Genomic DNA, 25,357 nt, shown 5'->3' with positions numbered 1-25,357 from the left:
GCGGGAGCGGAAACTCATCACCAGGGAGCCGACCGCAGCCGCAAGATCAGATAACGAAAATGCGGGAGTTCGTCGGCGTGTCACCCGAATTTTCGTCATCTGATCTTGGCGATCGGCTGGCATCCGGCACCGGCGGTGTCCGGTCAGACCGACAGGGGTGTGGCCACGCCGGGGGTGAGCCAGTGCAGGCTGCGCCGTACCGGCTCCGGGGCGGCGGTGAACGCGGCCTCGACCGCCGCGCGGCCCTCGGTGAAGTGGCCCCAGCCTTCGTAGTGCACCGGCACCACCGTGTTGGCCTGGACCAGGGTGCACAGCTCGACACCGTCGGCGGCGGTCATCGTGTACCGCAGCGGCCCGGTCAGACCGAACCGCACCGCCCCCAGATGCAGCACCATCGTGCCGACGGAGAGTCGGTCGGCCACCTGCCGTACCCCGGGGTAGAGGACCGTGTCCCCGGTGATCCACAGTACGCCGTACCGCTGACCAGGCCAGCGCAGCGCGAACCCGGTCACCTCACCCGCGACCGGGCGGCTCAGCGGCGGCCCGTGCCGACACGGCGTCGCGGTCACCTCGATCGTCGGGCGGCCCGGCGCAGTCAACTCGGTGCCACCCCACGGCGCCAGCCCGATAACCGAGCCGGTACTGACCACCGACGCGGAGCCGACCACCGCCGCGCGCCCGAGGGCGGCAGCGCCGAGGCGGCGGCTGCCGGCCGTCGTGGTGACGATCCGGTCGGCCGACGGCAGCAGCGCCCGGCCGGCGTCGTCGAGGTTGTCGGCGTGGTGGTCGTGGGTCAACAGGACCACGTCGATGTGGCCCAGCGTCTGCGCCGGCACCGCCGGGCCGGCCAGTTTGCGTGACGCCGTCCCCCAGCCGAACCGGTAGGTCCGGCCGGGGTCGTCGAACGTCGGATCGGTGAGGATCCGCCAACCGGCCACCTCGATCAGCGTGGTGGGACCGCCGATGTGGGTAATCCGGACATCGCTCACCGGGCGTGCCGCAGCGCCCAGTCGAGGACCTCGTCGGCGATGGCCTCCCAGCCCTTCTGGGCCGGCAGCAGATGGGCGTAGCCCTCGTACTCGATCCGCTCGGTGATGGTGTTCGACTTGTAGTGCTTGGCGTTGGACGCCTGGATCGCCGGCGGCATGATGTGGTCCTCGCTGCCGGAGACGAACAGCAGCGGCGCCCGGTTGTCGTTGTGGTAGTCGACCCAGGTGTCCTGGTGACCGGGCTGGAAGTTCGCCAGCACGCTGCCCCAGAGGATGCCGCCGCTGGCCGGGATGGCGTACCGCTGCCACAGCGCCCGGCCCTCCTCCTCGGTGAACGTGTTGGTGAAGGCGTACTGCCACTGCTCGAAGCTCAACGGCACCGCCTTGTGCCGGTTCGCCGGGCTCTTCAGCACCGGGAACGTCGACTTCACCTGCGACAGCGGCACCACCCGGACACCTTCGGTCGGTGCCGAGTTCATCGCCACCCCCGCCGCGCCGAAGCCGTGGTCGAGCAGGATCTGGGTGAACGCGCCGCCGGCCGAGTGGCCGATGATGATCGGCGGCTTCGCCAGCTCGCCGATGATCGCCTCGTAGTGGGCGATGATCTGCGGCACGGTGGACTGCAGGATCGGGGTCGGGTCGGCGTTGAGCGCCTCCACCTCCACCTCGTACCCGGGGTAGGCGGGGGCCAGGACCCGGAAGCCCTTGGCCTCGTAGTGGCTGATCCAGTGTTCCCAGCTGCGCGGGGTGACCCAGAATCCGTGGATCAGCACGATGGTGTCGGGTGCCATGTCAGGCGTCCTCTCCGGTCATGGTCAGCAGGTCGAGGTCAGGAGATCGAGGTCAGGAAGTCGAGCAGGTCCCGGCCGAGCTGCTCGGGATGGGTGTCGGTGATGCCGTGCGGCGCACCGGGGTAAACGAGCAGCCGGGCGTTTTTGACCCTGGCCGCCGATGCCTGCCCACCCACCGCGAACGGGACCACCTGGTCGTCGTCGCCGTGGATGACCAACGTGGGTACGTCGATCGCGTCCAGGTCGGGCCGGAAGTCGGTGGCCGAGAACGCGGCGATGCACTCGTACGCGTTGCGGTGCCCGGAGGCCATGCTCTGCAGCCAGAACGCGTCGCGGATGCCCTGCGACACGGCCGCGCCGGGCCGGTTGTTGCCGAAGAACGGCCCGTCGGCCAGGTCCCGGTAGGTCTGCGAGCGGTCGGCCAGCGACCCGGACCGGATGCCGTCGAACACCTCGACCGGTACGCCGCCCGGGTTGTCCGGCGTACGCAGCATCATCGGCGGCACCGCCGAGACGAGGACGACCTGGGCGACCCGGCCGGTGCCGTGCCGGCCCACGTACCGGGCCACCTCGCCGCCGCCGGTGGAGAAGCCGACCAGGGTGACGTCCCGCAGGTCCAGGGTGTCGATCAGAGTGGCCAGGTCGTCGGCGTAGGTGTCCATCTCGTTGCCGTCCCACGTCTGGGTCGACCTGCCGTGGCCGCGCCGGTCGTGGGCGATCACCCGGAACCCGTTCTCCGCCAGGAACAGCGCCTGGATCTGCCAGCTGTCGGAGTTGAGCGGCCAGCCGTGGCTGAGCACCACCGGGCGGCCCGTGCCGGGTCCCCAGTCCTTGTAGAAGATCTCGGCACCGTCGACGGTGGTCACGTACGGCATCAGGACACTCCCTTGATCGCGGCGAGGATGACGGTGGTGGTCGGGCCGGGCCTGGACACCAGAACGGCGTGCGATGCCGTGACCTCGGTGACGCGGGCACCGGCCCGCTGGGCCATGAACCGCTGGGCGGCGGCCGGGATGACCTGGTCGTCGGCGGCGACCAGCGTCCACGACGGAATCGTCGCCCAGGCGGGTGCGCCGGCGGGCTGGCCGAGGGTGGCCAGTTCCGCCGGGCGCTGGGTGGCGGCCATGATCGCGGCGGTGCCGGCCGGTACGTCGGCGGCGAACACCGAGCGGAACACCGACAGCTTGATGTAGCCGTCGGCGCCGCCCGGGTAGGGGCGGATGTCCAGGGCGGTCGGGTCGAGCCGGCTGCCGGGGAACTGGCCGGACAGGCCGCCGACGGTGTCACCGGCGTCCGGGGCGAACGCCGCGATGTAGACCAGCGCTTTCACGTCCGGGTCGCCGGTCGCGGCGGTGGTCATGACGAAACCGCCGTACGAGTGGCCGACCAGCACGATCGGGCCGTCGATGGTGTCCAGCACACTGCGCAGGTACGCCGCGTCGGAGTCGACGCCGCGCAGCGGGTTCGCCGGGGCGATCACCGGGTAGCCCTTGCGGTGCAGGTTGCGGGCGACGTCGGTCCAGCCGGACGCATCGGCGAACGCGCCGTGCACGAGCACGACGGTCGGCTTGGGGCCGTGCGGGCCACCGGCCAACGCGGCCGCACCGCTCACGGCGGCGGGCGCGCTCCCCGCCGCCGCACCGCTCACTCCGAGCAGTACGACTGCCGCCAGAGCCAGGCGTGACAACCGCCAGCTCCGCAGGAATCTGAACATCGAAACTCCTCACGACGCCGGCCACCCTCGGGCCGGCGATGCGAGCAATCTCGCACCGTCGCTGCTGCCGGGGTTTTCTGACGACGCACAGCACTTTCGCCACGTTGCACACTTCGGTGTCAGCCGGGCCGGTCGTCGCCGCGCACGGGCACCGGGGCGCGCCGATCCGCTGTGGACGCCGCCGCCACGAGCTGCCGGGGTGTCACGCCGAAGGTTTCGCGGAACTTGGTGGAGAAGAAGCTCGGGTTGGCGAAACCCCAGGCACGGGCGACGGCGGCGATCGAGGTGTACCGGCGGTGCGACGCGGTCAGATCGGTCCGGGCACCCTGCAGGCGCTGCTCGATGATCGACCGTTCCAGGCTCTGCCCCATCGCTTCGTACAGCTTGTACAGGGCGCGCAGCGAGATGGCGTTGGCCGCCGCGATCCGGGCCGGGGTCAGGTCGGGGTCCCGCAGGTTGTTACGGACGAACGCCTGGACCCGGGCCTGCATCGACGACTGCATCGTGTCCCTGAGCTGCCGGCCGTCGCCGGCCGCCGAGACCACCAGTGCCCGCATCAGCTCGGCGGACGCTGCCCCGAGCTCGGCCGCGCCGGGGCCGCCGGCCAGCTGCTCGGCCTGCGCGGTCACCCGGGCGACGTGGTCGCGGACCAGGTCGTAGAGCGGGCTGCGGCGCGGTTCACGGGCGGCGGCGTGGATCATGTCGCGGGGCAGGCCGAGCTGGTCGACGTCGACGTGCAGGGCGTACGAGGCACCCCCGCCCTTCCAGCCGTAGACGTACGGCAGGGACAGGTCGACCAGCATGAGGTCACGGGGGCCGTACAGCCGTTCCTCGCGGGCCCAGCTCAGGTGGTTGTCGGAGCGCATCGGCAGGGCCAGCACGATCGACGTCTCGGTGCTGGACCGGGATATCGCCGGGGTGCGGCGCAGCGTGGTGCCCGACGCGTCGATGTTGAAGACCTTCGCGGTGGCGAAGTCGGAGACCGTCATCTTCGCGTGGATCGCGGACGAGTCCTCGAACGTCGCCATGCTCGCGGAACAGTTCGTGCTCACCGTGGCCTGGAACGCCTCGGCGCGTTCGGCGGCCGGCAGTGACCGCGTGTCGAGAACGAGCATGGCACTCCTCATCCGAGCTCCGACAGCGGAAACGTAGCGTCGGAGCCCGGCTGCGCTGAGGGGCCCTGCGTGCACCGATTTTGCCCACAGTGCACGATCAGGGCGGGGCCGTCTCCTCGGCGGAGCGCCGCCACTCCCCCGGCGAGATGCCGTAGCGTGCCTTGAACCGGCGGGTGAAGTGGGTCGGGTCCCGGAACCCCCAGCGGTGGGCGATCACCGCGACCGGTCGGTGCCGGTTCTCCGGCCGGCGCAGGTCGTGCCACGCGTTCTGCAGCCGTTCGCTGATGATCCACTGTTCGAGGCTGATGTCGGCCTGCGCGCACACCTTGTACAGGTGTCGCAGCGAGACGTTGTGCGCGGCGGCGATGCGGCTGGGCGTGAGGTCCGGGTCGGCCAGGTGCTGCCGGACGTACGTGCGGACGCGGGTGAGCAGCGTTTCGGCGAGCACCTGGCTGGTCAGCCGATCGGTGTGGGCGGCCGACGCCAGCAGTGCCCGGGCCAGCTCGATGCTTGCCGTGGTGACCGACGCCGCCGCCGGGTCCGTCGTGATCCGAGCCGGATCCCGGACGAGGTTCGCGATGTGATCGGTGACCATGTCGTACAGCGGGCTGGCCCGCAGCCGGTGGATGGCCTGCCGGATGATGTCGATCGGCAGGCCGAGCTGGTCGCTGGGAATCTGGATGCAGCCGGCCGCGCCGTCGCCGGACCACGAGTAGTCGTACGGGCCGGACAGGTCGACGGCCAGCAGCTCGCCCGGCGGCACGACCTGCAGATGACGGTGCTGTTCGAGGTGGCCGTGGGCCTGCCGCTGGACGGACAGCGCGACTACCGGCATCGCGTCCTGCTTGGCCTGTTTGGCGGTACGAAGCAGTCGGATCCCGGAGGATCGGCTGATGAAGATGTTGGCGCCGCCAAGATCCCACAGCTCCATCCGGCAGTGGATGTCGCCATCGGGTTCCTCGTGGATGACGTGGCACGGTGCCGAGGCGTACATCATCGCCAGGTAGACGGCTTCGATGCGGTCCGGGGGCGGAACATCCGTGGTGTCGAGAACGTACGGCATCGAAGTCCGCTCTACTCGGTGCGCGCCTGCCCCGAATATAGGCCGCCGGACGAGTAGGATGAAAGTATGACCGTCAAGCTGAGTATCAGCGTTCCAGACGAGGTGGCCGCCTACCTTCAGCAGCAGGGCAACGTGTCCGCCGCCGTGACCGAGGCCGTCCGCCGGGTGCTGCCCGAGGCCCGACGTGCCCGTCAGCGCGCGGCCGCCCAGGCGTACGGCGAGTACCTACGGCAACGGACCGCCGAACAGAGCGCCGACGAGCGGGACCTGATCGAGGCCAGCAACGACGTCGCACTCCGCGACTCGCAGTGGTGAAACGCGGACAGATCTGGACACTTCTGCGCGGCGGCAGCCAGCACCGCGTACTGGTCATCAGCAACGACGAGTACAACGCCGTCGAGGAGCTGGCGGTCTGGGCACTCGTCGTCGTGCGCGACGTGCCACACCCCAACCAACTGGCGGTACGCCTGGGCGACGGCGACCCGCTCAGCGGCGCGTTCGTCCGGATCCACAGTGTCGTACAGATCCTCGACCGCAGCGCGTTGCGCGACAACCACGGGTTCGTCTCGCCCGCCACGATGCTCGCCGTGGAGGACGCGGTGCGGGAGTTCCTGGAGCTGCCCTGACATGCCAGAAGTCGAGCAGTCCGGGATGCGTAGCGCGGCGGCCCGCAACAATGCCGCCTGGTGCGCGGCGGTCTCCCGCTCGCACGGCTGTCCCGACACCGTCGACGACGCCGCCTGGTGCAGCGCCCGCCGGACACCGCCGTACTACCCCGACGCGGTCACCCTGCGGCCCGATGCGACGCCCGCAGACATCCTCGCCCGGATCGACACGACGCCACCGGGTTGCTCGGTCAAGGACAGCTTCGCCTCGCTCGACCTCGGCCCGTACGGCTTCGTCGAGCTGTTCACCGCCCAATGGATCCACCGGCAGGCGGGACTCCCCGCACCGGCAGAGCCCGCTCTGACGGTCCTGACGGTCCGGCAGGTCACCACCGCCGCCGAGCTGCACGACTGGCAGGCCGCCTGGCACGGCGAGGACACACCGGTCGACATCTTCCGACCGGCGCTGCTGCGCGAGCCGGCCATCGAGATCTTCTCGTTGCACGCCAGCGGCGACAGCGCGCTCGCTGGCGGCTTCGTCCTGACCTGCGCCGGTGACGTCGTCGGTCTGTCCAACCTGTTCGCTACTGACACCGACCACCAGTCCGGCCTCTGGGCAGCCGCCATCAACGAGGCAGCCGCCCACTTCCCCGGGCTGCCCCTCGTCGGCTACGAGCAGGGCGACGATCTCGCCCTCGCCCTCGCGCACGGCTTCGTCCCGATCGGCGCGCTGCGGATCTGGCTGCACCAGCCCGGCCAGCCATGATCACTTGACGAAAAACCGGCCGACACGCCGACACGATCCCAGCAGAGCATCAAGTGATCATGGTTGTGCCTAACCTCGGCCGGTTGCCAGACTGGTCCGGTGCCGGTCCCGCTCTGGCGAAACCGTGACTTCCTCCTACTGTGGAGCGGCCAGGTCGTATCGACGCTCGGCACCCGGATCAGCGGCCTCGCGTACCCGCTGCTCGTGCTGGCCGTCACCGGCTCACCGGCGCAGGCCGGCCTGGTGGCGGCCGCACAGGCCACCCCGTTCCTGATCTGGTTCCTGCCGGCGGGTGCCCTGGTCGACCGCTGGCCCCGCAAGCGGATCATGCTCGCCGCCGACGCCGGCCGGGCGGTGGCCCTGGCGTCGGTCGCGGTGGCCGTCGCGCTCGGACGGATCACGATCGGTCACCTCATCGTCGTGGCCTTCGTCGAGGGGACGCTGTACGTCTTCTTCCTGCTCGCCGAGACCGCCGCCCTGCCGCATGTGGTGCCGAAACCCCAACTGCCGACGGCGATCGCCCAGAACCAGGCCCGCGACCAGGGTGCCGACCTGGCCGGCCAGCCGTTGGGCGGGCTGCTGTTCGGGCTGGGCCACGCGGTGCCGTTCGCCGCCGACGCCGTGTCGTACCTGATCGGCCTGGCCCTGGTCGCCCCGATCCGGCGAAACCTGGAGGAGAAGCGGGCAGCGCAGCGCCGTCACCTGCTGGCGGAGATCTCCGAAGGCGTCCGCTGGCTGTGGCGTCAGCATCTCCTGCGCGCCCTCGTGGCGATCGCGTCGGCCGGCAACCTGGCCTTCAGCGCCCTCAGCCTGGCCGTCATCGTGCGCGCCACCGACCTCGGCGCATCCCCGACCGGCGTCGGTGTGCTGCTCGGCCTCTTCGGCGTGGGCGCGATCGCCGGTGCCCTGGTCGCCCCGCCGGTGCAGCGCCTCGTCGCCCCGAACGTGATCATGATCGGCGCGCTGTGGTGGTGGGTCGCGCAGATGGCGGCGTTGGCCCTGGCCCCGACCGTGTTCGCGCTGGGCGCGGTATACACCGTCGGCGCGCTGATGGGCCCGATCTTCAACACCACCAACGCCGCCTACCGCTACGCCCTGACCCCCGACCGCCTCCAGGGCCGGGTCAACGGCGCCTCCCGGATGATCGGCTGGGGCGCCCGCCCCGTTGGCGCCCTCATCGGCGGCATCTGCCTGGAAGCATTGGGTGCGGTGCCGACCTTCGCCGCCCTGGCGACGTGGCTCGCCATCGTCGCGACGGCATCGACGACGAGCCGGCAGATCAGGCAGGCCCCGAGACCGGAAACGCTTACCGAACAGCCCTGAAGCCAGGCCGTCAGCCAAACCAGGTCATCCCCTGGCCGTGTGGTCGGGTCCAGGCCAGTGGCCGGCCGTCCAGGGCAAGCACGTTGTGCAACGTGTCGTCCGGTGGCGGCGGCAACGCGTCGTGGCGCAGGATGTCCGGCCCCTCGTTCGCCACCCAGTGGCCGGGCAGGCCGCGTACCAGGTCGACGAGGACCGACCGGCGCGGAGCCGGCACGTGGTAGAGCACGGCGGTGTGGAACACCACCAGCGTCGCCTCCGACGGTGCCGACGCGGCCAGCGCCGGCAGGTCGTCGACCAGGTCGCCCCGGACCAGCAGCGGCGGATCGGCCGCCGCCACCGCCGCCGCGGCCGCCAGCCGGGCCCGCCGATGCTCCTGCTCCGGCCAGATCAACGCGTCCAGCCAGGCGACATCGGCGGCGTCGGTGACGTCCAGCGGGCTCAGGTCCAGCCCGGCCCGCCACACCACCTCCGGCCGGGTACGCGGCGGCGTCAGCCCGGCCGTCGCGCAGTCGAGCAGCGGCTCACCGTCCCCCACGGTCGGCCCGCCGTCGTAGCGGTAGGCGTACCGGTCCGGGTAGAGACACAGGCCCGCCGACGCGCCGACTTCGAGAAGCGCCAGCGGCTGCGGCAACGCCGCCAGCACCGGCAGCAGTACGGCGCACCGCCCGGCCTCGTTGGTCTGGGTGAGCCGGCGACGCATCTGCGCCTCGACCGCCGGCCAGCGCGCCACCGTGAAGTCGTGGAACGCGGCCGGGTCGTCGACCGGCCCGCCGAGCAGCCGGACCACGCCGAACAGCAGATTCGGCTGCCGGGTCGGTGGCGGCAACGAGTCCAGCAGAGCGAGGAGATCGTCGTCGCGGGCGACCGCGTACGCCAGCCGCTCGTAGCTGGGCGACACCCCGCGTGCCTGCCGGCGGGCGAAGTCGACGTACACGTCAGCGGTCCCCACCGCCAGATGATCACCCCGCCGGGGCGGTGCCGTCATCAGCCAGACCGCGAACGGGGAGCCGGATCACATCCGGCTCCCCGTGACACGTGTTCGATCAGCTGCAGCCGGAGGTGGAACCGCAGCCCTCACAGACGTAGCAGCTGCCGGCCGGGCGCATCTTCGTGCCGCAGGTGAAGCAGAGCGGCGCGTCGGCCGCCTTGCCGATCACCGCCTCCAGCAGCTCCGTCGACGAGTGCACCGACGCCGGAGCCGGCGTACTCGCGGCGGCCGGCTCGATCGCCGTACCGCTGCCGGAGTCGGCCGACGACGGTGCCTTCGCCTCCGGATGCTTCGGCTCGACCGGCGCGGACACCGCCATCTCCGACAGCTCCGACGCCGCGTTCTCCGCCTCCGCCTCGGCCCGCATCTGCGCGGTCCGCTCGGCGGCGGTGAAGATGCCCAGCTCGGCCCGCCGGTCGTACGGCAGGAAGTCCAACGCCAGGCGACGGAAGATGTAGTCCATCACCGACGCGGCCATCCGCACGTCCGGGTCGTCGGTCATGCCGGCCGGCTCGAAGCGCATGTTGGTGAACTTCGCGACGAACGTCTCCAGCGGTACGCCGTACTGCAGGCCGATCGAGATCGCCACCGAGAAGGCGTCCATCACCCCGGCGAGCGTCGAGCCCTGCTTCGACATCTTGAGGAAGACCTCGCCGAGGCCGTCGTCCGGGTACGACGAGGCGGTCAGGTAGCCCTCGGCACCGCCGACTGAGAACGACACCGTCTCCGACGGGCGCTTCTTCGGCAGCCGCTTGCGCACCGGGCGGTACTCGACGACCTTTTCGACGACCTTCTCGATCACCTTGGCCTGCTCGGCGGCGGCGGTCTCCTTGGCCTTGTCCGACTTGGCCGCCGACAGCGGCTGGCCCACCTTGCAGTTGTCCCGGTAGATCGCCAGCGCCTTGAGGCCCAGCTTCCAGCCCTCGAAGTAGATCCGCTCGACGTCGGCGACGGTCGCCGCCTCCGGCATGTTGACCGTCTTGGAGATCGCCCCGGAGATGAACGGCTGCACCGCCGCCATCATCCGCACGTGCCCCATCGGCGCGATCGACCGCTCCCCCATCGCACAGTCGAACACCGGGTAGTGCTCGGTGCGCAGGCTCGGCGCGTCGACCACGTGACCGTGGTCGGCGATGTGCTCGACGATTGCCTCGACCTGCTCCTCCGGGTAGCCGAGGCTGCGCAGCGCGCGCGGCACCGTCTGGTTGACGATCTGCATCGAGCCGCCGCCGACCAGTTTCTTGAATTTGACCAGCGCCAAATCCGGCTCGACGCCGGTGGTATCGCAATCCATCATCAAGCCTATTGTCCCAGTGGGCGCCAATACACTTGCCTGAGAATTGCGCCAGCCGTTTTTCTCGCCAATTTTGTTGCCCATTTCCCATTGCCGGGCGGCTTCGCGGGCCAGGGCGGTGGCGGTCGGGCCGGTCGGACGGATCTCGTCACTGGCGGCGGCGTGCTTGCGCATCACCCGCTTGTGGCCCTCGGCGTTGCGGGCGTAGCCGTCGTAGGCGCCGACCACACCGGCCAGCTCAGCCGAGCGGCGGTACGCCGTACCGGTCATCACCGAGGTGATGGCGGCGGCGTAGGACCGGCCGGCTTCCGAGTCGTACGGCAGGCCGGAGGCCATCAGCAGCGCACCGAGGTTGGCGTAGCCGATGCCGAGCTGCCGGTACGCCCGGGTGGTCTCGCCGATCTTCTGCGTCGGGAAGTCGGCGAAGCAGATGGAGATGTCCATCGCGGTGATGACGAACTCGACGGAGCGGACGAACTTCTCCACCTCGAAGCCGCCGTCGGCCCGCAGGAATTTCATCAGATTAAGCGACGCCAGATTGCACGACGAATTGTCAAGGTGCAGGTATTCCGAGCAGTTCCGGACGACCACGCCGTTGGCGATGTACGAGTGGTTGCGCGGCTCGGACAGGTTGTAGGTGGTCTCGAAACCGTCGAACTCGCGGCTGACCAACCTCGCCGTCTGATCCGTCCGGTAGAACCGGTGCTGTTCGAGCCAACCGGCCACCCGCTGGGCCTTGGCCTGGTGGTCGAACCCGATCCGGCTGGCGAACAGGCCGATGTTCTCCCCGCTGATCCGCAGGTCGTAGAGCTGCTTGCCGTGGTACTCGCGCTCGTCGCCACCGTTCGTGGTGTACCGGAAGGTGGTGTCACCGGCCTTGCGGGTGGCGTAGATCCGGCTGCCGATGCCGAACCCGCTCAGCAGACGCTGCGCCTCGCGGAGCAGTTCGATCGAGACCGCGCCGAGCCCGACGTAACGGGTGCCGTTGGCGGTTTCGGCGGCGCAGCCGTCCGCGTCGAACAGCCCGCGTAGGAAGGCGGCCTGGATCTCGGGCGGCGCCTCCAGCACCGACGACGGCAGCCGCTTGTCCACGGCGCGGGCGGTGCTCACGCCGAGTCCGGTCAGGAAGTCGACGACGGCAGTACGGTTGCTGCGCAGTTGCAGGGTGCCATTGGGCATCTGCACCGGATCGAATCGCAGGCCGACGATGCTTTCCAGCACCGTCTGGTGCCGCTGGACGATGGCCTCCGGGTCGGACTGGCTGTAGACCCAGCTGGCACCGGGTCCGTTGCCGCGTACGCCCGGGGTGCCTTCCCGGACTGAGCCGTCGCCGACCAGCCAGCCGAGCAGGTGGGCGAAGTCCTCGGTCCACTTCTCCGGCAGTCGGGACTCGCGTTGCCACTTGGTCGGCACGACGTCGCCGGGTGACACCCTGGCGTCCGCGCGCATGCGGAACTCCCAGGACGCGGCGGTCGCCGGGGTGGGCTGGTTGAGCGGCAGGATCTGGTCGTCCGGGGTGAGGTCCTTGGCCTCGACGTACCCCCGGTTGGTGGTCCAGATCCGGTGGTTCGGGGTGCAGCGCAGCACCATGCCGTTGCTGAACTCGAGCCGGGTGATCTCGTTCGTCCCGGTGATCATGACCGCTTCGGGGCTGGTCAGCACGACCTGGTCAGCGGGCGCATCCGGGTTGGTGGCGTCGTGGGTGTAGACGCCGAACGACTCGCCCTGGCGGCTCCGGTCCACTAGGGCGTCGAACCGGATCAGCCCCTTGTCGGTGTGGACCAGGGTGTCGCCGGTGAAGCAGGGGTTGGACGCGGTGATGCGTCCGCTCTCCGGGCAGGTGTGCCAGTCGTTGATCGTGTCGTCGTACTGCAGACCGGGGTCGGCGCATTCCCAGGCGGCCTGCGCGATGGTGCCGAACAGCTTCTTGGCGTCGACGGTGTCGATCACCGAGCCGTCGAGCCGGGCCCGCAGGTCGAAGTTGCCGCCGTCCTCGTACGCCCGCATGAACTCGTCGGAGACCCGGACCGAGTTGTTGGCGTTCTGGTACTGGACGCTGACGATGTCGGCACCGCCGAGGTCCATGTCGAACCCGGCGTCGCGCAACGCCCGGATCTTGTCCTCCTCGCGGGCCTTGGTCTGCACGAACTCCTCGATGTCGGGGTGGTCGACGTCGAGGATGACCATCTTGGCGGCCCGGCGGGTGGCGCCGCCGGACTTGATGGTGCCGGCCGAGGCGTCGGCGCCGCGCATGAAGCTGACCGGGCCGGAGGCGGTGCCGCCGCTGGACAGCAGTTCCTTGGAGGAGCGGATCCGGGACAGGTTCACCCCGGACCCGGAACCACCCTTGAAGATCAACCCTTCCTCTTTGTACCAATCGAGGATGGAATCCATCGAATCGTCGACGGCGAGGATGAAGCAGTTGTGCACTCGCAGGTTGTCGGAGAGGTACTCCCCCGACTCGGTCTGGATGTCGTAGACCTCCATCGCCCCGAGCGATTCGACCCGGTCGATGACGAGGCGTTTCGTCGCCTTGGCGGACCGGCCCACCTTGGCAAAGCTCTCCTCCAGCTTGCCGGACTTGCGGGCGTCGACGAACCCGATTTCCGCGGCGAAGGTGTCCCGGTCGCCGTGGTTCTGGATGCGCAACGACCAGGTGCCGTGCCGGTTCGGTCGCGGGTCGGCCTTGAAACCGACCCGGGCGAAGATCCCGAAGCGCAGCAGCAGCCGCTGCAGCCCGCGAATCAACCGCTCGCCGATCATGTCCACGCCGACCAAGGTGGACGCCTCACGCGCCGAGATATAGCCCTCTGCCTGGAAGATGCTCTTCAGATAGGCGGCGACGACCGGCAACGGCGCGGTGAACAGCGTTGCCGGCACCTCCATCTCGGTGCCCCGGGCAAGCAGGCCCCACTTTTCGATGAACGGGCGCAGGTTCTTCCCGTACAACCGGGTCCGCCGGCAGTCGAGGGTGACGTCCTGGGTGACGACGCGGCGTTCATGGCGGTGCGCGCCAGGGAAGACCTGGTCGATCGCGGCGACGACCCAGCTGAGTTCGTCGTCGTTGACGGTCATCGCCTCGATCGTCAGCGACCGGTTGGTGCCCTGATCGTACTGGCCGACGAAGCCGTCTGACTGCAGCCAACCGGCCAGCGCGGCCTCGTGGACGTCGCCGGGGTGGAACTCCGCCTCGCCGTCGCTGCCCCGCCGGTGCCATTCGAGAGTGTCGCCAGCGACCAAGGTGCCGGCTTCGACGAACCGACCGGTGCCCTCGCCGGTCGATTTCCAGACCAGGTGGTCTGCGGTGACGTCCAGGGTGTAGCCGGCTTTGGTGTGCAGGCGCAATACGTCCTTGATGCCATTGGCCTGGACCGCGAGAATTCGGGTCAGCCCGTGTGCGTCGTAGACCTTGGCTCCGACGGCGTTTTCCTCGACCAGCTTGCCGATCGGGACGAGGCCGGCCGGCGTGCTCACGAGCGAGTGGTACGGCTGGCACGCTGATACCTGCTGGGGGGAGGCGGTGCCGACGTTGAACCAGACCGGCGAGTTGAAGCTGAACACCTGGTGCAGCAGCATCCAGGTCAGCTCGTGCTCGAAGATCTCGGCGTCGCCCGGGGTGGCGAAGTAGCCGTGCTGCTCCCCCGCTGCCCGGTAGGTCTTCACCACCCGGTCGATCAGCTGCTTGAGCGACCATTCCCGCTGCGGGGTCCCCACCGCCCCACGGAAGTACTTGGTGGTGACGATGTTGGCCGCGTTGACGCTCCACGACTCCGGGAACTCCACGCCGCGCTGTTCGAAGTTGACCGTGCCGTCGCGCCAGTTGGTCATCACCACGTCGCGGCGCTGCCAGGTCACCTCGTCGTACGGGTGCACGCCCTCGGTGGTCCACACCCGCTCGATGGTCAGGCCAGCCGCGCCGGCCTTGGCCCGTACCCGCGCGTTGGAGCCCGCGGCCGAACCGGACTTGCCGTTGGCCGATCCGGCCTTGCCGTTGGCCTTCGCCGCGCCGTTGGCCGAGCCTGCCGCACCGTTGGCCTTGGCCGTGCCGCCGCTACCGCTACCGCCTGTCTTCGCGGTCACACCATCCCCCGCCATCTGATCGCCCCCTCAGGCTCTCGCGCAGCGTCGCGCCACGCGGTCGTTTCCGTCTTGCCGTTCAGCTTTTTCTCCGGCCGTACCCGCCGGGACCGGCGGTCGGCCGTACGCCTTGCTCTTCCCGAGTCGCGGCGGGCCGGTCAGCCGGGCCCGGCCCCGGCCGCCGCCGGGCTCGTCTCGGCCTCCCGTGCCCCGGCCGCGGCCCGTAGCGTCTCGATCTCGCGTTCGAAGTCGTCCAGCGAATCGAAGGACCGGTAGACGCTGGCGAACCGCAGGTACGCCACCTCGTCCAGCTCGCGCAGCGGCCCGAGGATCGCCAGCCCGACGTCGTGGCTGGGAATCTCGGCCGCGCCCTTGGCCCGGACGGTCTCCTCGACCTTCTGGGCCAGCAGGGCGATCGCGTCGTCGTCCACCGGTCGGCCCTGGCAGGCCTTGCGCACCCCGCCCATGATCTTGGAACGGCTGAACGGCTCGGTGACGCCGCTGCGTTTCACCACGGCGAGCACCGCCTCCTCGACGGTGGTGAACCGTTTGCCGCACTCCGGGCAGGACCGGCGGCGGCGGATGAGCTGGCCGTCGTCGGCTTCCCGCGAGTCGACCACGCGCGAGTCGGCGTGCCGGCAGTACGGGCAGCGCATGCCGATGTCCCTTCCGTCGAGTCGCGGGGTCGAAATGGGCGCGCAGTGGTCACCGCAGGTTGTCGCGGGTACGCGGGGCCGGCCTGCTGGAGACATTGCTCTCAGTCAGGAGACCCAACCTGTGGACAACTTACGCCCTTGTAACTACTAGATGTTGGGGTCGACGGTAGGCCGCAACCGGGGTCCGGTCAAGTTGACCGGCGCCCTTCGGCGCGTCGTCACTCTGCCAACACCGATCCCTGCCCGAGGGTTACCGCCCATGCCGCCACCGAAATCTGATCGAACGTGTGTACGATGGTTTTCTACCACAGATTCCGTCACGACCGACGCCGCGACGGCGCACCGGAACGACACACACCGACACGACACGGCATGCGCCGATGCGACACGCGACGACATCTCGTACAGATGTTTGAACCTGACCGGATCTCTGGTTACCGTCTTGGTCGACACCAATGGTGCCGATCAGGACGCGATCTGACGGCCGGGGAGAGGACGGATGTGTCGAGCGACGACAGGGCGGGCCCGCCTCAGCAGAGTAGCGGCAGCGGCGGCGCGACGACGGTCAACGCCGGTGCGTCGATACGTGGACGGCGGGGCAGCCGCTCCGGCGAGTCCCGGTTGCGCGCCGTGACGCCGGTGGTGAGCGCCTTCCCCGAGCCGGTCAACGGTGAGTTGACCGCCCGGCAGCGCCGGATCCTGGAATTCATCCGCAGCTGGGTGGACCGGCACGGCTACCCGCCGAGCGTGCGGGAGATCGGCGAGGCGGTCGGCCTGGTCTCCCCCTCCAGCGTCGCCTACCAGCTCAAGGAGCTTGAGCGCAAAGGCTTCCTCCGCCGGGATCCGAACCGCCCCCGGGCGGTCGACGTGCGTCCGCCGCACGACGCCGCCGACGACGAGGCCGAGCGGGCGCTGCGGCCGGCTCCGGCGTACGTGCCGATGCTGGGTCGGATCGCCGCCGGTGGGCCGATCCTGGCCGAGCAGGCGGTGGAGGACGTCTTCCCGCTGCCCCGCGAGCTGGTCGGCGAGGGTGAGGTGTTCATGCTGCAGGTCAAGGGCGATTCGATGATCGACGCGGCGATCTGCGACGGCGACTGGGTGGTGGTACGTCAGCAGCCGACCGCCGACTCCGGGGAGATCGTCGCCGCGATGATCGACGGCGAGGCAACGGTGAAGACCTACCGGCGGCGCGACGGGCACGTCTGGTTGATGCCGCACAACGCCGCGTTCGACCCGATCCCCGGTGACGAGGCCACCATCATGGGCCGGGTGGTAGCGGTGCTGCGTCGGGTCTGACCCGGCGCGCACCAGACCTCGGCAGGGCGCCAGCCGCAGGGTGTCAGCCGCGCCATTCGTCCGGGTGTTCGGGGGCGGACCGGCCGTAAACGCCGGGTTCCCGCTCGCTGCGGCCGGCGGGTGGGCGCGGCCCACTGCCGGCTCGTGGCTGGTCGTAGCGGTCGGCTGGGTAGCCGTCGCCCGGGTAGTCGCCGCCGAGATCCCAGGATCCGCCTGGGTCGCGTGCGTCCCCGCGCTCGCGTGATCGGCCGGAGTGCCCGGTCCCGCCGTAGACGCCGCCCGCGCCGGGCCGAGCCGGGGGCGCCGGTTTCGCTGCCCCGTACACCGCTCCGGAATCGACCCCGCCGGCCGGGCGGTAGCCGCCGGTGTCCGGCGGCGGTGCTGCGGCCCCGTAGACGCCGGCCCGGCCACCGGTGGCGGGCTTGGCTGCGCCGTACGTGCCGCCGTCGGCGGCGGGCGGTCTTGCCGCCGCCGCGCCGTAGACGCCGCCACCCGGCGCGGTGGACCCGGCGGCGGGTTTCGCCGCGCCGTAGACGCCGCCGGCTTTGCGGCCGGCCGGGGCCGGTCCGCCACCGGGCAGGGCACCGCTGCCCAGTGCCCCGCTGGCGTAGGCACCGCTGCCCAGCGAATCGCTGGCGTAGGCCGCCGCGCCGTCCCGGTCCCCCGGGTCGCGGTCGGACCGGTCCGGGTCGCGGCCGACGCGGCCCACGCCGCGTGCGCCGACCACCGCCGACCGGGCCGCCCGCGCCGACCGCCGGGCCCGGACGATGCCGAAGATGCCGAGCCCGACCAGCAGCGCGCCCAGCACACCGACCGCCGCGATCAGCAGGTTGATCTCCTGCAGGCTGATCCGGTTGAGCCAGGACGGTCCGTCCCGGTCACTGCCGCCACCGGCATCGTCGGCCTCCGCCGCGACCTCGGTGCTCGGGGTGTATCGCAGGATCTCCACCGGGGTCCCCTCGTCGAGGGCGGCGACGTCGGAGACGGTGAGGAAGGTGGTGCCGTCCGGGGAGTAGGCGATCGACTCGCCGAACGGGTCGGTGAGCGGGGTGGCCCGGGGGCGTTCGCTGGTGAGCGTCGCGACGATGTCGCCGTTGGCCGGCAGGTCCCACTCGAAGGCGTCGGCATAGGTGCGGACGGCGACCCGGCTACCGTCCGGGGAGCGGGCCGCGCCGGTGACGGTGAGCCGGCCGGCCGCGGCGAACAGGTTCGGGGTGCTGGTGGTGGGCAGTTCGAGTTCGCCGACCCGCTCCATCGGCACCGGGTCGTCGTTGTCGCTGCGAAGTTGTTCGACCGGGCGGTACAGGCCGGACGGGCCGGTCTCCTTGGTGATGATCAGCGGGGTGCCGTCGTTGGCGATCAGCAGCGCCTCGGCGTCGTGCGGGCCGTCCGGGTAGCTCACCCGGTGGATGACCGGTTGAGCGGAGCCGTCGATTGGCAGGGACCACAGCGCGATTCGTTCGCGACGCTCGTCGGCGGTCGGGTTGTCCCCGACATCGGCGATCCAGAGCGTCTGCCCGTCCGGGGAGATCGCCAGGTCCTCCGGGTCCAGCGGTGGTGTCGGGTACTGGACAGCGTTGGCGACGTCGCAGGACGAGTCGAGGAAGAACACCCGCTCGTTACTGTCGATCTCGGTGCTGTCGTTGACCACGACGTAGCCGTCGGCGGTGGCGACGAGACCGGAGAGCTCCCGAAGCCGCTCGTCGGTGATCTCGCAGACCGGCTCGCCCGGTGTCACCTGCTGGGCAGCGGGCGGGGACGGGTCCTGGGCGGGCAGGGCCATGGCGGGGCCGGCCGAAGCCAGGAGGTGGATCGTGAGTAGTCCGACGGCGATCGTGGCCGGGGTCAGGAGCCGACGCATCCGACGAGTGTCGCACGCCGGCCTCAGTCCGACTGTTACACCGTGATCAATCACGTGAAGTCTTCGGTGGATCACTGAGTTTGCGGGAAGAATGTCACTCGCCCGGAGTCAGGAACGGTTGGAGTTCGGCGGCGAGTGCCTCGTCGACGCGTGCCTGCAGCAGCGTACCGGCGGCGGTGTGCCGGGTACCGAGGACCTCACCCCGGTGGTGCACCCGGGACACCAGGTCACCCCGGTGGTACGGCAGCATCACGCTGACCTGGATGGCCGGTCGCGGCAGGCGCTGCTCGATCGCGGCGCGCAGGTCCTCGATGCCCCGGGCCTGCCGGGCGGAGACGAAGACCGCGTCGGGCCAGAGCCGTTTGAGCCGCAGCAACTCCTCCTCGCTGGCGGCGTCGATCTTGTTGACGACCAGCAACTCGGGGCGGCGGTCGGCGCCGACCTCGGCGAGCACCTCGCGGACCGCGCGAACCTGTTCCTCGGGGTCAGGATGGGCACCGTCGACCACGTGCACCACCAGGTCGGCCTCGGCGACCTCCTCCAGGGTGGAGCGGAACGCCTCGACGATCTGGTGCGGCAGGTGCCGAACGAAGCCGACGGTGTCCGACAGGGTGTAGACCCGGCCGTCGGCGGCGTGCGCCCGGCGGGTGGTCGGGTCGAGAGTGGCGAACAGCGCGTCCTCGACCAGCACCCCGGCACCGGTGATCCGGTTCAGCAGGCTGGACTTGCCGGCGTTGGTGTAGCCGGCGATCGCCACCGCCGGCACCGCGTTGCGGGTGCGCCGGGCGCGTTTGGTCTCGCGTACCGTCCGCATGCCTTTGATCTCCCGCCGCAGGCGGGCGATCCGGGTGCGGATCCGGCGCCGGTCGGTTTCCAGTTTGGTCTCACCGGGGCCACGCAGGCCGACGCCGCCGCCGGCGCCGCCGCCACGGCCGCTGCCGCCGGTCTGCCGGGACAGCGTTTCGCCCCAGCCGCGCAGCCGGGGCAGCAGGTACTCCAGCTGGGCCAGCTCGACCTGGGCCTTGCCCTCTTTGCTCTTGGCATGCTGGGCGAAGATGTCCAGGATCAGTGCGGTCCGGTCGATGACCTTGACCTTGACTTTCTGCTCCAGGTTGCGCAGCTGCGACGGGGAGAGCTCGCCGTCACAGATCACCGTGTCCGCGCCGGAAGCGAGCACCACGTCGCCGAGTTCGCCGACCTTGCCCCGGCCGACGTAGGTGGCCGGGTCGGGCCGGTCGCGGCGCTGGATCAGGCCCTCCAGCACCTGGGACCCGGCGGTCTCGGCGAGCGCGGCGAGCTCGGTGAGCGAGTTCTCCGCGTCGGTCACCGTCCCGCTCTCCCACACTCCCACCAGCACCACGCGCTCCAGCCGCAGCTGGCGGTACTCGACCTCGGTGATGTCGGCGAGTTCGGTGGAGAGCCCGGCGACGCGGCGCAGCGCGTGCCGGTCGGCCAGCTCCAGGTCGCCGACGGTGGTGTCGTCGTCCGTCGGCTCGATCGGACCGTCCGGGCCGGTTTGACCGTTGGGACCGGTTTCACCGTCCGGGTCGGCGGCGGTCGACAGGTGGAACGGCGGGTGAACCGTCTCCTCGGCACGATATGTACGCAAAAGCTGCCTCCTCAGGATTCGATCGTGACACGCCGACGGCCGCGCCGCACCTACATATCAGGACGCGGGCTGCCCGCACGGCCGGTAACTGGTCGGGTCGCGGCCGCGCGCCGGTCCGTTCGCAGCCGACGCCGGGCCGGGTGACCGCGCCGCGACCTGCGGCTGAACGGCTACGGCACGCCGTACGCGGGGCGGAGCGGGCACGGTGCGGATCACGCGCAAGAATGGTGCAGCGGCCCGGTCCGGCCGCCCCCACCAACGACGGAGGGATCCCGTGGCGACCACCCGCCTGCCCAGTGCCGGCTTCTCCATCACCATCCGGATCAGCATTCCCGCCGACGCGTCCGCGATCGGCCGGTTGACCACCTGCGTCGGCGATGCTGGTGCCATCGTCACCGCTCTCGACGTGGTCGACTCCGACCCGGTCAGCGTGGTGGTCGACCTGACCTGCGACACGGCCGACGCGGCGCACGCCGACGACGTGGTCAAGGAGCTCGAGGCGCTCGACGGCGTCGAGGTCCGCAAGGTGTCTGACCGGACGTTCCTGCTGCATCTGGGCGGCAAGATCGAGGTAGCCCCTAAGGTGTCGCTACGGAACCGGGACGAACTGTCCCGGGCGTACACGCCGGGGGTGGCGCGGGTATGTCTGGCGATCGCCGACAATCCGGCCGACGCGCGCCGGCTGACCATAAAGCGCAACACCGTGGCGGTGGTGACCGACGGTTCGGCAGTGCTCGGGCTGGGCAATCTCGGTCCGGCGGCCGCGCTGCCGGTGATGGAGGGCAAGGCGGCGCTGTTCAAGCGGTTCGGCGACGTCGACGCCTGGCCGGTGGTGCTGGACACCCAGGATCCGGACGAGATCGTCTCGATCGTACGGGCGATCGCCCCCGGCTACGGCGGGATCAACCTGGAGGACATCGCCGCGCCGCGCTGCTTCGAGATCGAGTCGAAGCTGCGGGAGCTGCTCGACATCCCGGTCTTCCACGACGACCAGCACGGCACGGCGATCTGCGTGCTGGCCGCGCTGACCAACGCGCTGCGGGTGGTCGGCAAGCAGCTCAGCGACGTACGGGTGGTGGTCTCCGGGGCGGGCGCGGCCGGCACCGCCATCATCAAGCTGCTGCTGCGTCAGGGCGTCGGGGACGTCATCGCCTACGACCGGCCGGGGGCGCTGCACCAGGGACTGAGCGGGTTGAACCCCACCTGGCAGTGGCTGGCCGAGCACACCAACTCGACCGGGTACACCGGGGATCTGCCCGGCGCGCTCCGCGGCGCGGACGTGTTCATCGGGGTGAGCGCGCCGAACCTGCTGACCGGCGACGACATCGCCGCCATGGCACCGGATTCGATCGTGTTCGCGTTGGCGAACCCGGACCCCGAGGTGGACCCGCGCGAGGCCCGCCGGCACGCGGCGGTGGTCGCGACGGGGCGTTCCGACCAGCCGAACCAGATCAACAACGTACTGGCGTTTCCGGGCGTGTTCCGGGGCATGCTCGACGCCCACGCGGAGTCGTTCACCGACGATATGGCGTTGGCGGCGGCGCGGGCCATCGCCGATGTGGTGGGTGAGGATCGGATCAACCCGACGGTGATCGTGCCGAGCGTGTTCGATCCCCGGGTGGCACCGGCGGTGGCCGCTGCGGTCCGAGCCGCGGCGCAGGCCTCGGACGCGGCCGCGCAGCCGGCCGTGGCCGAACAGCCGGCCGTGGCCACCGCCCCGGCCGGCGTGACCACCATCCAGCAACGGTCAGCGGCAGCCGACAACTGACCCTGGGCGGCTGGCGGTATCCGGACCGGGTTCTGGCGCGGTATCCGGACCGGGTTGGCACCAGCCGCGCGGCGCTCAGCGCCGCGAAGCGCGCAACACGGCGTGCGCCGACCGGACCAGGTCGGGGTCGGCGCCGTCGAGCCAGCACACCCGGGCGTCGCGGCGGAACCAGGAACGTTGCCGGCGGACGAACCGGCGGGTCGCCCTTACTGTTTCCGCTCGGGCCTGTTCGTCGTCGTACTCGCCGTCGAGCATCCGCAGCACCTGCTGGTAGCCGAGCGCCCGACTGGCCGTACGGCCGTCCCGCAGGCCCTGCCCGAGCAGCGCGCGGACCTCGTCCACCAGGCCCTGCTCCCACATCCGGTCCACCCGGCGGGCGATCCGCTCGTCGAGTGGCCCGGTGGGCAGATCGATTCCGAGTTGTACGGCGTCGTAGTACGGCACCGGCTCCGGCAGCGCGGCGGTGAACGGCCGCCCGGTCAGCTCGATCACCTCCAGCGCCCGGACGATCCGCCGCCCGTTGCCGGGCAGGATCGCGGCGGCGGCCGCCGGGTCGGCGGCGGCCAGCCGGGCGTGCAGCGGACCCGGGCCGGTCTCGGCGAGCTCGGCTTCGAGCCGGTCACGCAGCGCCGGGTCGGTGCCGGGGAAATCGAACTTCTCCAGCACCGCCCGCACGTACAGGCCGGAGCCGCCGACCAGCAGCGGCAGCCGTCCCCGGCGCAGGATGTCGTCGATGGCGGCGCGGGCCAGCCGCTGGTATTCGGCGACGCTGGCCGGCGCGGTGACCGGCCAGATGTCGAGCAGGTGGTGCGGTACGCCGGCCCGTTCGTCGACGGTGAGCTTGGCGGTGCCGATGTCCAGGCCCTGGTACAGCTGCATCGAGTCGGCGTTGACCACCTCGGCACCGAGTTGCTCGGCGAGGGTGATGCTCAGCGCGGACTTGCCGGCTGCGGTCGGGCCGATCACCGCCACCACCCGGTCCGGGCGGATGGTCGGTGGTCGGCGCGGCCCGGTACCGCGCCCGTTGGTCAGTTCCGGTCCCACGAGGCGACAAAGTACGCGACGCCGTACGGTGCGGCGTAGTAGGTGAGCCGGCCGGTCCAGTCGATCACATCGCCGGCCGCCGCACCGCCGTTCGTAGCGCCGGGGGTTTCGGTGCCGTCCGCAACAGTGCCGTCCGCGACGGTGCCGGCAGCCACCTGCCAGGCGGCCCGGCCGGCGACCCGCAGCGCACCGGCCAGGGCCGGGTCGAGACGGGCGAGGGTCCGGTGGTCGGCCGCGGCCAGGGCGGCGGCCACCTCGTCGTCGAAGGGTTCCGCCCGGTCGTCCTGGTAGCCGGGTGAGGAGATACCCCGGCAGGCGGAGCCGTCCCCCATCACCAGGGCCGCCCACGGCCGGACGGCGGTCCGGGGTCCCGCTGCGGCGGACCCGGCGAGCAGCCGCCCACGCCGTAGGCACTGTTCGGGTGGCGTACCGGCGGGGACCGCGACCATCTCGACCGCTGTACGGGCGGGGTCGACGCCGGAGCGGGTGAGCAACCACGCCGCGACGGTCAGGCTCAGCGGCAGGCGGCGGCCGGCACCGGTCGACGCGGTGCCGGGGGCCGGTGTGGCGTCAGGTGCGGCACCGGGCGGCGCCGCAGCCAAGGGTACGTCGACCGCCACCCCCCAGGGCCGGAAGCTGGCGGACAACGGTGGCCGCCAGACCCGCTCCATCGGATCGGGATCGGAGGACGGATCGGGATCGGAGGACGGATCGTCGGTGCCGATGACCACTATTCGCTCGGCGGGGCAGTCGACCAGTGACCGGACGGCGTCGGTGGCGGCGCGCCGCAGCTCGTCGAGCTCTGCGGCGGCCCCGCCGGCCAGTTCGGGAACGATCACCGGCGGGTGTGGGCAGAAGGCGACACGCAGCGGGGGCACGGCTTCCACGGTAACCCGTAGCCCTGTTGCGCCGCGCAGTCGACCGATCACCTTCAGTGTCGAAATTTGGCCCCTTTGGCACCGACTCGTGGGCCAACCACCGACAAGGACACCGTATGGTCACGGTCGGCGACAGGCGCTCGACGCCGGCAGGGTTGGACCTGTGACAATGCGCGGGGGAAACTTACCCGCAACCTAACTGCGCCGTGGCGGCGTCCATCGGGACATCTCGATCCTGCGACGCCGGGAGAACGAGGATGGGCACATGAGCGACTGGACTTCCTTCGGACGGGTTGATGCGGACGGCACGGTCTACGTCAAGACTGCCGAAGGAGAGCGCGCGGTCGGGTCCTGGCAGGCTGGAGCGCCGGAGGAAGGCCTGGCACACTTCGCCCGCCGGTTCGCCGACCTGGTCACCGAGGTCGATTTGACGGAGGCCCGGTTGCAGTCCGGCGCCGCCGACGCGACGCATTCGCTCAGCACGATCCGACGACTGCGCGGGTCACTGGCCGAGGCCCATGTGGTCGGCGATCTCGATTCGCTGGCCGACCGGCTGGACAAACTGGCGACCCTCGCCGAGGAGAAGGCGGCGCAGGCCAGAGCGGCCCGCGACGCTGCCCGCGCCGCCGCGCTGGCCCGCAAGACCGAGCTGGTGGTCGAGGCCGAGCAGCTCGCGGCCGAGTCCACCGGGTGGAAGAGCACCGGCGACCGGTTCCGGGAGATTCTCGACGAGTGGAAGACGATCCGTGGCGTCGACAAGAAGACCGACGGGGAGCTGTGGAAGCGGTTCGCCGCCGCCCGGGACGGGTTCACCCGTCGGCGGGGCGCGCACTTCGCCACCCTCGACGCGCAGCGCAAGCAGGCCCAGTCGGCCAAGAACGAGCTGGTCGCCGAGGCCGAGGCGCTGGCCGAGTCGACCGACTGGGCCAGCACCGCGAGCCGGCTCAAGGAGCTGATGGCAGAGTGGAAGGCTGCCCCACGCGCCTCGAAGGAGGCGGAGCAGAAGCTGTGGGAACGGTTCCGTTCGGCGCAGGACACCTTCTTCACCCGCCGCAGCGAGGTCTTCTCGGCCCGCGATGCCGAGCAGCGCGCCAATCTGGAGCGCAAGCAGGCGCTGCTGACCGAGCTGGAGGCCGTCGACATCGACGCGGATCCGCGTACCGCGCAGGCGAAGCTGCGCGAGGTGCAGGGCCAGTGGCACGACATCGGCCGGGTGCCACGCGAGGCGGCGGCGGGGCTGGACCGTCGACTGCGGGCGGTCGAGGACCGGGTACGGGAAACGATGGACTCGGCCTGGCGGCGTACCGAGCCGTCGGCGAATCCTCTGTTGACCCAGATGCGCGAGCAGGTCGCCGAGGCCGAGCAGCGGCTGGAGCGGGCCAGGGCGGCCGGTGACGCCAAGCGGATCCGCGAGGCGGAGAAGGCGCTCGCCGGCAAGCGGCAGTTCCTGGAGCTGGCGGAGAAGGCGGGATAGCCGGACGGTGCCGGAGCGGCGGACGTCCGCCGCTCCGGCACCGGAC

The 25,357-nt window shown here is 70.8% G+C and carries 19 protein-coding genes and 3 pseudogenes; 7 read left to right on the top strand and 15 right to left on the bottom strand.

The features are described from left to right. Nucleotides 1-143: 143 nt before the first annotated feature. The 6 genes from O7629_RS06365 to O7629_RS06340 all read right to left on the bottom strand — a co-directional run bounded on the left by O7629_RS06365 (nt 144) and on the right by O7629_RS06340 (nt 5,672). Complete coding sequence (locus O7629_RS06365; RefSeq protein WP_278168074.1) at nt 144-989, bottom strand: MBL fold metallo-hydrolase; 846 nt, start codon at nt 987-989, stop codon at nt 144-146. Beyond that, a complete protein-coding gene (locus O7629_RS06360) occupies nt 986-1,780 on the bottom strand; it encodes an alpha/beta hydrolase (RefSeq protein ID WP_278168073.1) in 795 nt (264 codons plus the stop codon). The genes O7629_RS06365 and O7629_RS06360 overlap by 4 nt, the downstream gene beginning before the upstream one ends. Before the next feature lie 38 nt (nt 1,781-1,818). Beyond that, the gene (locus O7629_RS06355; RefSeq protein ID WP_278168072.1) at nt 1,819-2,655 is read right to left on the bottom strand and encodes an alpha/beta hydrolase; all 837 of its coding nucleotides are present in this window, start codon (nt 2,653-2,655) and stop codon (nt 1,819-1,821) included. Continuing rightward, nucleotides 2,655-3,494: an alpha/beta hydrolase gene (locus O7629_RS06350; RefSeq protein WP_278168071.1), complete on the bottom strand. Its 840-nt coding sequence runs from the start codon at nt 3,492-3,494 to the stop codon at nt 2,655-2,657. Before O7629_RS06350 ends, O7629_RS06355 begins: the two co-directional genes overlap by 1 nt. A gap of 119 nt (nt 3,495-3,613) precedes the next feature. Further along, complete coding sequence (locus O7629_RS06345; RefSeq protein WP_278168069.1) at nt 3,614-4,621, bottom strand: helix-turn-helix domain-containing protein; 1,008 nt, start codon at nt 4,619-4,621, stop codon at nt 3,614-3,616. An 85-nt stretch (nt 4,622-4,706) separates the two neighbouring features. After that, nucleotides 4,707-5,672, bottom strand: a complete 966-nt coding sequence (locus tag O7629_RS06340) for a helix-turn-helix domain-containing protein (RefSeq protein ID WP_278168068.1) — start codon at nt 5,670-5,672, stop codon at nt 4,707-4,709. A 66-nt stretch (nt 5,673-5,738) separates the two neighbouring features. Between O7629_RS06340 and O7629_RS06335 the strand changes: the two genes are divergently transcribed. The 4 genes from O7629_RS06335 (at nt 5,739) to O7629_RS06320 (ending at nt 8,366) form a co-directional block, all read left to right on the top strand. Further along, the gene (locus O7629_RS06335) at nt 5,739-5,987 is read left to right on the top strand and encodes a hypothetical protein (protein WP_278168067.1); all 249 of its coding nucleotides are present in this window, start codon (nt 5,739-5,741) and stop codon (nt 5,985-5,987) included. Then, entirely contained in the window at nt 5,984-6,298 is a 315-nt protein-coding gene (locus tag O7629_RS06330) for a type II toxin-antitoxin system PemK/MazF family toxin (RefSeq protein WP_278168066.1), read from the top strand. The genes O7629_RS06335 and O7629_RS06330 overlap by 4 nt, the downstream gene beginning before the upstream one ends. Before the next feature lies 1 nt (nt 6,299). Next, nucleotides 6,300-7,043, top strand: a complete 744-nt coding sequence (locus tag O7629_RS06325) for a hypothetical protein (RefSeq protein WP_278168064.1) — start codon at nt 6,300-6,302, stop codon at nt 7,041-7,043. Nucleotides 7,044-7,142: 99 nt separating this feature from the next. After that, nucleotides 7,143-8,366: an MFS transporter gene (locus O7629_RS06320; RefSeq protein WP_278168062.1), complete on the top strand. Its 1,224-nt coding sequence runs from the start codon at nt 7,143-7,145 to the stop codon at nt 8,364-8,366. A 10-nt stretch (nt 8,367-8,376) separates the two neighbouring features. Here O7629_RS06320 and O7629_RS06315 read toward each other — a convergent pair whose 3' ends face one another. The 5 genes and pseudogenes from O7629_RS06315 to nrdR all read right to left on the bottom strand — a co-directional run bounded on the left by O7629_RS06315 (nt 8,377) and on the right by nrdR (nt 15,381). Continuing rightward, nucleotides 8,377-9,315, bottom strand: a complete 939-nt coding sequence (locus tag O7629_RS06315) for a DUF2332 domain-containing protein (protein WP_278168060.1) — start codon at nt 9,313-9,315, stop codon at nt 8,377-8,379. A 94-nt stretch (nt 9,316-9,409) separates the two neighbouring features. Next, a complete protein-coding gene (locus O7629_RS06310; RefSeq protein WP_347403718.1) occupies nt 9,410-13,135 on the bottom strand; it encodes a vitamin B12-dependent ribonucleotide reductase in 3,726 nt (1,241 codons plus the stop codon). 123 nt (nt 13,136-13,258) lie between these two features. Next, nucleotides 13,259-14,122, bottom strand: a pseudogene (locus O7629_RS33600) (LAGLIDADG family homing endonuclease); the annotation flags it as partial. Nucleotides 14,123-14,140: 18 nt separating this feature from the next. Next, nucleotides 14,141-14,554, bottom strand: a pseudogene (locus tag O7629_RS33595) (vitamin B12-dependent ribonucleotide reductase); the annotation flags it as partial. 329 nt (nt 14,555-14,883) lie between these two features. Continuing rightward, a complete protein-coding gene (nrdR, locus tag O7629_RS06305) occupies nt 14,884-15,381 on the bottom strand; it encodes a transcriptional regulator NrdR (protein WP_278168059.1) in 498 nt (165 codons plus the stop codon). 582 nt (nt 15,382-15,963) lie between these two features. Between nrdR and lexA the strand changes: the two genes are divergently transcribed. Continuing rightward, complete coding sequence (gene lexA, locus O7629_RS06300; protein ID WP_278174425.1) at nt 15,964-16,677, top strand: transcriptional repressor LexA; 714 nt, start codon at nt 15,964-15,966, stop codon at nt 16,675-16,677. Nucleotides 16,678-16,720: 43 nt separating this feature from the next. Here the strand turns inward: lexA and O7629_RS06295 are convergent, their stop codons facing one another. Together O7629_RS06295 and hflX are read right to left on the bottom strand one after the other, a co-directional pair. Beyond that, complete coding sequence (locus O7629_RS06295; RefSeq protein ID WP_278168058.1) at nt 16,721-18,538, bottom strand: hypothetical protein; 1,818 nt, start codon at nt 18,536-18,538, stop codon at nt 16,721-16,723. A gap of 94 nt (nt 18,539-18,632) precedes the next feature. Then, nucleotides 18,633-20,036, bottom strand: a complete 1,404-nt coding sequence (hflX, locus tag O7629_RS06290) for a GTPase HflX (protein WP_278174424.1) — start codon at nt 20,034-20,036, stop codon at nt 18,633-18,635. Nucleotides 20,037-20,421: 385 nt separating this feature from the next. Here hflX and O7629_RS06285 point away from each other — a divergent pair. Beyond that, nucleotides 20,422-21,807, top strand: a pseudogene (locus tag O7629_RS06285) (NAD-dependent malic enzyme); the annotation flags it as partial. 183 nt (nt 21,808-21,990) lie between these two features. Here the strand turns inward: O7629_RS06285 and miaA are convergent. Both miaA and O7629_RS06275 read right to left on the bottom strand, forming a co-directional pair. Further along, on the bottom strand, nt 21,991-22,947 hold the full coding sequence (gene miaA / locus O7629_RS06280) for a tRNA (adenosine(37)-N6)-dimethylallyltransferase MiaA (protein ID WP_278174423.1): 957 nt from the start codon (nt 22,945-22,947) through the stop codon (nt 21,991-21,993). Beyond that, a complete protein-coding gene (locus tag O7629_RS06275) occupies nt 22,944-23,837 on the bottom strand; it encodes a hypothetical protein (protein WP_347403659.1) in 894 nt (297 codons plus the stop codon). The genes miaA and O7629_RS06275 overlap by 4 nt, the downstream gene beginning before the upstream one ends. A 265-nt stretch (nt 23,838-24,102) precedes the next feature. Between O7629_RS06275 and O7629_RS06270 the strand changes: the two genes are divergently transcribed. Next, the gene (locus O7629_RS06270; RefSeq protein WP_278168056.1) at nt 24,103-25,311 is read left to right on the top strand and encodes a DUF349 domain-containing protein; all 1,209 of its coding nucleotides are present in this window, start codon (nt 24,103-24,105) and stop codon (nt 25,309-25,311) included. Nucleotides 25,312-25,357: the final 46 nt, after the last annotated feature.

The sequence above is a fragment of the Solwaraspora sp. WMMD792 genome (assembly GCF_029626105.1).
Lineage (GTDB): Bacteria > Actinomycetota > Actinomycetes > Mycobacteriales > Micromonosporaceae > Micromonospora_E.
The sequence above is the reverse complement of the archived record's forward strand: the minus strand, read 5'-3'. Positions and strand labels throughout refer to the sequence as shown.